This is a genomic window from Sphingopyxis sp. KK2 (genome assembly GCF_001990265.1).
GTDB lineage: Bacteria > Pseudomonadota > Alphaproteobacteria > Sphingomonadales > Sphingomonadaceae > Sphingopyxis.
In genome coordinates this window covers 1-6,720 of sequence record NZ_LYVN01000180.1, presented here as the reverse complement: position 1 = coordinate 6,720, position 6,720 = coordinate 1, and the positions used below count along the sequence as shown (strand labels likewise).

The 6,720-nt window shown below is 67.9% G+C and carries 5 protein-coding genes and 1 other RNA gene; 4 read left to right on the top strand and 2 right to left on the bottom strand.

What is annotated here, in order from left to right; all coding sequences use genetic code 11:
• Together B1A78_RS19525 and B1A78_RS19520 are read left to right on the top strand one after the other, a co-directional pair.
• Positions 1-3,541: DUF2339 domain-containing protein (locus B1A78_RS19525; protein ID WP_144037914.1), on the top strand; the 3,541-nt coding region annotated here is incomplete at its 5' end.
• Positions 3,538-4,371, top strand: a complete 834-nt coding sequence (locus B1A78_RS19520) for a hypothetical protein (protein ID WP_077148556.1) — start codon at positions 3,538-3,540, stop codon at positions 4,369-4,371. The genes B1A78_RS19525 and B1A78_RS19520, both read left to right, overlap by 4 nt.
• A 47-nt stretch (positions 4,372-4,418) precedes the next feature.
• Here B1A78_RS19520 and ssrA read toward each other — a convergent pair.
• Positions 4,419-4,776, bottom strand: a transfer-messenger RNA (tmRNA) gene (gene ssrA, locus B1A78_RS19515).
• Between the two features lie 119 nt (positions 4,777-4,895).
• The gene (gene mscL, locus B1A78_RS19510) at positions 4,896-5,312 is read right to left on the bottom strand and encodes a large conductance mechanosensitive channel protein MscL (RefSeq protein WP_077148555.1); all 417 of its coding nucleotides are present in this window, start codon (positions 5,310-5,312) and stop codon (positions 4,896-4,898) included.
• 117 nt (positions 5,313-5,429) lie between these two features.
• On the opposite strand from mscL, the gene B1A78_RS19505 reads away from it, so the two are divergent.
• Together B1A78_RS19505 and B1A78_RS19500 are read left to right on the top strand one after the other, a co-directional pair.
• Positions 5,430-6,026 (top strand): LemA family protein, encoded by a 597-nt coding sequence (locus B1A78_RS19505; protein WP_077148554.1) that lies wholly within the window; start codon positions 5,430-5,432, stop codon positions 6,024-6,026.
• Positions 6,023-6,720: YgcG family protein (locus B1A78_RS19500; protein ID WP_256839458.1), on the top strand; the 698-nt coding region annotated here is incomplete at its 3' end. The genes B1A78_RS19505 and B1A78_RS19500, both read left to right, overlap by 4 nt.

Here is a 6,720-nt window from a genome sequence, read left to right as displayed (position 1 = left end):
GCCGCCCGCGGCGCCCGCCGAAGAGACGCCCGCCCCTGCCCCCGTGGCCGCCGCCAGCGCAGCTTTGCCCGAAATATCCGAAGCCGTTACCGACGACGAACTCGAAGACCCGGCGCCGACATCCGATGCGGCCGGGACCGAGGCAGCCACCGACGCACTCATTGAGGCCGAAGTGGAAACCGAGGCCGAAACCCCCGAACCCGTCGCAGCGCGCATCGCGGTTCCGCCGGCGGGACCGCCCAAACCGCCCGCCACCATGGCGCAGCGGTTCGAAAACCTCTTCGGCAAGACGTTGCCGATCTGGGCCGGCGGCATCACGCTCGCCATCGCCGGCGTGCTGATCGTCCGCTACGCGATCGACGCCGGATTTTTCGCGCGTGTCTTCACGCCCGGGGTGCAGGTGATCGCGGGCGTGCTCTTCGGCCTCGGCCTGATCGGCGGCGCCGAATATGCCTGGCGCAACGAGGACAAGGTCCGCGACCTGCGCGTGCCGCAGGCGCTGTCGGGCGCGGGCATCGCGACGCTTTATGCCGCCATCCTTGTCGCCGCGAACGTCTATGGCCTGATAGGACCGCTCGCCGCTTTCGTCGGGCTGGCGGCGGTCACCGCCGCGGCGCTCGGCCTGTCGCTGCGCTTCGGTCCGCCGAGCGCGCTGCTCGGCCTTGCAGGCGGCCTTGCCGCGCCGGCGCTGGTCGGTGCGATGCAGCCCAATGTGCCGCTGCTCGCGGTCTATCTCGGGCTCACCATCGCGGGACTCGCGGGGGTGTCGCGGATGAAGCGCTGGCCCTGGCTCGCGCTCGCGGCGCTCGTCGGCGGGGTCGGGTGGAGCCTGTGGATGGTGCTCGCGACCAGCGCGCTCGATACATTGGGTTCGTTGACGATCGGCGGCTATGTGCTGCTCCTTGCGCTCGCGCTGCCGATGATCGCCTTCGACGGTCCGCGCGCCGCGCTGCTGCGCGCCGGGTCGGCGATCGTCGGCGCGCTCCAGCTCGCTTTGCTCGTCGGCATCGGCGGTTTCGCACCGCTCCACTGGGGACTGTTCATCCTGCTTGCGGCGGCGGGCCAATGGCTCGCCTGGCGCGAAAAGGGCTTTGCGATCGTCCCGTCGATAAGCCTCGCGCTGTCGATCCTGCTGCTCGCCGTCTGGCCCGATCCGACGACCTACTGGTTCTCGATCATCGCGCTCGCGCTCGCCGCGATCCACGCCCTGCCCCTGCTCGCGCGACTGTGGGGTGAGGCGCGCACCTTGCGCCGCACGCTCGAGCTTTGCGCGCTCGCGCTCGCCGCGCCGCCGCTCGTCAAATGGCATTTCTGGGATGCCGGTGATCTGGTGCTCGCGCTGACCGCGCTCGGCGCCGCGCTGCTGACCGGCGCCGGGATCGCCCTTGGCTGGCGTGCCGATCGCCAGGGCGACAGCCGCTTCGCCTGGTTGACCGCGGTCACCGGGCTGCTCGTCGCCCTCGGCGCCGCGCTAATCCTCCCCGACTGGGTCACCCCGCTCGCGGTTGGCGCCGTCGCCGCCGGCCTGCTCTTCTTCGGCAAGGCCGCCGATGATCGCCGGATCGAACCGATCGCGGCGGGCTTCGTCGGGCTCGCGCTGGTGTCGCTCATCGCGACCCCGCTCGCGCTCGCCGAACTGCCTCGCCTTTTCGTCGGCGCGGGCGACGGCTTCGCGACGCAGGCGCTGCTCCGCTGGGCGGGGCTCGCGGCGCTGCTCGGCCTGTTCACGGGCAAGGCCGAGGACCGCTTCTTCCGCGCCGCCGCGCTCGCCCTCGCCGGCGGGCTTGCCTATGGCACGCTCGCACAGATCGTCCCCGGCTGGAGCCTGACGCTCGCGATGGGCGCGGTCACCATCGGGATATTCCTTCTCGCGCGGCGCAAGGCGTCGCTGCCGGTCGAGCTCCTGTCCGCCGCCTTCGGCGGACTCGCGCTGGCGCTGCTCGCGGTCACCGGACCCAATCTGGTCGCGCAGTGGAGCCGCCTGTTCGGCAGCGACGCGGTCGTGGCGGCCACCGATGTGATCCGCTGGGCGGGCATGACCGCATTGCTCGCGCTGTTCGCGGCGAAGGCCGGGCACCGCATCCTGCGCTTCGCGTCGCTGTCGATCGCGGGCGGCCTCGCTTATGGCACGCTCGCGCAGGTCGTCCCGGGCTGGAGCCTGCCGCTCGCGATGGGTTTCGTGGCCATGGCGATCTTCGCCATCGCGCGCCGCCGTACCTCCTATCCGGTCGAACTGCTCTCGCTCGTCTATGCCCAGTTCGCCATAGTCTTGCTTGCCGGGACCGGCCCGAACCTCCTTGCGCAATGGACCCGGCTCTATGGTAGCGACGCGGCGGTCGGCGCGACCGAAGTCCTGCGCTGGGCCGGGTTGGCGCTCGCCGGCCTCGCTTATGCCCTGTGGTCCGACAAGCCCGTCATCCGGCGGGCGGGCCAGGTCGCGGCGGCGTTGCTCGCCTATGGCGCCTTTGCGCAATTCGTCCCCGGCACCTGGCTGATGCTCGTGCCCGCGATCGGCGGCGCGGCGGCACTGCTTGCGGCGCGGCGGGTCGCGCTGCCGCGTGTCGATGGCGCTGCCTTCAGCTTCGCCGCGCTCAGCCTCGCCTGGGCCGCACTGCCCGTGGCCGCCTGGGCGCTCGAGGCGCTGATGTCGATCGCCGGACAGCCGATGCTGTTCGAAAGCCCCATGCTCGCCGTCGATCCACTGCTGCTGCGCCTGCTCATCCCCGCCGCGCTGTTCGCCGCGCCGCTGTGGCTGATCCGCGAACATTTGCCGCGCTGGCTGCTCCTCGCGGGCCTCGGCATCGCGGGCGTCGTCGGCGGCATCGCGCTGCACAGCCTCTACCGCCTCGGCTTCGCTGCGGTGGTGGGCGGCGATTTCGTCGCGACCGGCGTCGGGCAACGCCTGTTGTGGGAGGCCTTGCTGATCGGCGGCGGCTGGCTCGCGATGACGCGGCAATGGACCGGTCTGGCCCGGCCGCTCGTCCTTGCGGGGACCGCCCACGCAATCTGGTACGGGCTGCTGCTCCACAACCCGCTATGGAAGCTGCAAGCGGTGGGCGAATGGCCGGTGGCCAACCTGCTCGTGCCGCTCTTCCTGCTGCCTTGGCTGGGGCTGAAGCTGATCCAGCGGCTGTTCCCGAATGCCCCCGCGCTGCTCGATCGCGTCGTTCAGCTTGCCACGATGTTGCTCGTCGCGGGCTTCGCCTGGGCAGCGCTCCGCCAGCTGTTCCACGGAACGCTGCTCGTCGCACCGGGGGTCACCGCGACCGAGAATATCCTGCGCTCGATCCTGATCCTCGCGCTCGCGATCGGCTTCCTCTTGTGGGGCATCCGCAAGGGCCGCCACGACTGGCGCATCGCCTCGCTGGTCCTGATGCTCGGCGCGGTCGGCAAGGTGTTCCTGTTCGACGCCTCGGGGCTCGAAGGGCTGCTGCGCATCGGGTCTTTCGTCGTGCTGGGGTTCAGCCTGATCGGCATCGGCTGGCTCTACAGCCGCCAGCTCGCACGGCCCGCGCCGGGGGATGAAGCAAAAACGGCATGATGATCCTGCTGTGGCTGGTCGCCGGGCTCGGCCTGCTGCCCTTGCTGGTCGGGACAGCGCGGCTCAAACGCGGCAAAGCGCCGGTGGATTCGCGCGGCCTCGCCGCCTCGACGCTGCTTTGCGCGCTGGCGTTCAGCCTGACGTTCCTCGTGCAGGAACTCGGCCTCGTGATCCCCAAGGCGCTCGTGCCGGGGCTCGACCCGATCCTCTATCACAACGATCATGACTGGTCGGGCGACGCGCCGGTCGCCGAACTGCTGCAGGGCGGCGGCGCGGTCGCGACCTTGCTCAGCGGGCTGGTCTTCCTGTGGCTCGCCGGGCGGGTTTCGCCGGAGCGGCCGACCTGGCGGCTCTTCGCCTTCTGGATGGCGTTCCAGGGACTGTTCCAGTCGCTGAGCCAGTGGGCGATCGGCTGCTGGCTGTCCGGCAACGACGTCGGGCGGATGCTGACCTATCTGGGTGCCGGCCCGGCCGCAAAGGGGCCGCTGTTCGTGTCGGCGGTGATCGCGATGATCGCTGCGGGCATCCAGCTCGCGCGCCGCTATCCCATCCCGGGCAAGGGCCGCATCGCCATCGCGCAACTGGCGGCGGTGCTGGCGATCGCGGTCGTGCTGATCGTCCCCTTCCGCGTCCCGCGCGAACCGGTCGAGGTCGTGCTCATTCCACTGGTCGTCCACCTAATCGGGCTCGGCTGGCTCGCTGTGGGATTGAATTTCCGGCGCGACACGCCGTTCCCGTCCACCGCCCCGTCGATCGCCGGCCCGCTCGCGGCACTCGCCGCGCTGCTCGCGCTCTTCCAGCTCGTCCTGCGGCCGGGAATCTCATTCTGAGGGGAGAAGGTGGGACGATTCTGTTGCCCGGCTCGTCCCCAGCCGCTGGTATCCGATTCTGTTGCCCGGTTCGGTCCGAACCGCGTTCTATTTGTCTAACCTTAGGCCGTGAGGCTTATCGGTTAGGCAGCCAGAGCGAGTGCTTCGTTATCGTTAGCACCTATTGGTTTTGAGCCTTTAACGGGTTACTCAGCCCGGAAGAAACCACCGTCTTTGAACACACGTCGATCCTAGTTCGGCCCCGTCAGAAACCCGCGCACCCCTTCCGAAGAGCGCGGGCTTGTGGTGGAGCCGCCGGGTACTGCCCCCGGGTCCGCTGTGCCTATTCCACGGCAACATTTATCCTCATAGTCGGCCGAAACCGACAGGACCCATATAGGAAGCCCGCCCGCGCTTGGAAAGGGCGCGGACGGGCGTCTGTCGCGTTTTGGGCGGAAGTTGGCGAAAGTGCCGCGTAGCATGCCCAGATTTCGAGAATTTTTTATTTTATTTCAATAGTTTAAAACAATACTTCCAATTCTATCCTAGCGCTTGCGCAATTCGTCGCGGATTTCGGTGAGAATATCGACCTCGCTCGGGCCTGCCGGCGCGTCGGGCGCCTTGCGCACCACCTTGTTCACCGTCTTGACGAGCAGGAAGATGATCCACGCCAGGATCAGGAAGTTGATCGTCGCGGTGATGAAGGCGCCATAACCGAACATCGCGACCCCGGCTTCCTTCAGCTTGGCATAATCGGTCGGCGACACGCCCGCGGGCACGTCGCCCAGCAGGATGAACATGTTCGAAAAATCGACCCCGCCAAAGATCGCGCCGACGACGGGCATGATGATGTCCTCGGTCAGCGACTTGGTGATCGTCGCGAAGGCGCCGCCGATGATGACACCGACCGCGAGGTCGATGACATTGCCGCGCGCGATAAATTCCCTGAACTCGCTCAACATGTTGCTGCTCCCCGGATGGTTGGTCCTGTGCGCGAAGCGTGCCGCGACGATTGCACAAAGGCAAGCACCATCCTATCTAGTGTCTTGTTGCGGCAAGACGCCGCCGGAGGGAGCTTGATGACCATGTCCTATCGTTCTGCCCGTTGGATGATCCTGCCCGTCGCCGCGCTGAGCCTGTCGGCGTGCGGCATCAACAGCGTCCCGACCAAGGAAGAGGCCGCGAAAGCGAAATGGGCGAATGTCGAGGCCGCCTATCAGCGCCGCGCCGACCTGATCCCGAATCTCGTCGAAACCGCGAAGGGCGCGTCGAAGATCGAGCAGTCGACGCTCGAAGGCGTGATCCAGGCGCGCGCCTCGGCGACGCAGGTCAAGCTGTCGACCGACGACTTGGGCGACCCCGCCAAGGTCCAGGCCTTTCAGCAGGCGCAGGGCAATGTGTCGGGCACGCTCGGCCGCCTGCTCGCCACGGTCGAGGCCTATCCCGACCTCAAGAGCCAGGCGCGCTTTGCCGACCTGATGACCCAGCTCGAAGGCACCGAGAACCGCATCAACGTGACGGTGCAGGACTATAACGCCGCGGTGCAGGATTATAATACGACGATCCGCACCTTCCCCGACATCATCGGCGCCAAGATCGTCCATGGTGCGCAGCCGATGACGCCGTACAAGGCGATCACGCCCAACGCCAACGTCGCGCCGACGGTCAAGTTTTGACCAATAAGCCGGGCCTGACCGCCTTTCTTCGTCCGCTGGCAACGGCAGCCCTTGGCGGGCTGTTGTTGCTGTCGGCCGCACCCGCTTCGGCGCAGACCTTCCCCAAGCTCACCGGCCGCGTCGTCGATCAGGCCGACATCATCCCCGCGGCCGAGGAGGCCGCGCTCGATGCGCAGCTCGCCGCGCTCGAGACCAAGACCGGGCACCAGCTCGTCGTCGCGACGGTCAAGGACCTCGAAGGCAATGACGTCGCCGATTACGGTTACAAGCTCGGCCGCGAATGGAAGATCGGCGACGAGGCCAAGGACGACGGCGTCGTCTTCCTGATCGCGCCCAACGAACGGCGGATGAACATCGCGGTCGGTTACGGCCTCGAACCCGTGCTCACCGACGCGATGTCGGGGCGGATCATCCGCGACACGGTTACCCCCTTCTTCAAGGCTGACGATTATCCCGGCGGCATCCAGGCGGGGGTCAATGCGATCGCCGAGCAGATCCAGCTCACCCCCGAGGAAGCCGCCGCACGCGCCGCGCAGATCGAGGCGCAGGAGCGCGACCGCGCCAATGACGGCGACATCGGCGGGCTGATCTTCGTCGGCTTCATCGTCTTTTTCTTCTTCATCCTACCGATCCTGTCGAGCCTCGGGCGCAAGGGAAAGAAACGCCGCCGCAAGAACAGCCCTTGGGGCCCGCC

Bases quoted from the DNA above. Each gene is read 5' to 3' on its own strand.
- B1A78_RS19520 (WP_077148556.1), top strand. From the start codon at position 3,538: ATGATGATCCTGCTGTGGCTGGTCGCCGGGCTCGGCCTGCTGCCCTTG.
- mscL (WP_077148555.1), bottom strand. From the start codon at position 5,312: ATGTTGAGCGAGTTCAGGGAATTTATCGCGCGCGGCAATGTCATCGAC.
- B1A78_RS19505 (WP_077148554.1), top strand. From the start codon at position 5,430: ATGACCATGTCCTATCGTTCTGCCCGTTGGATGATCCTGCCCGTCGCC.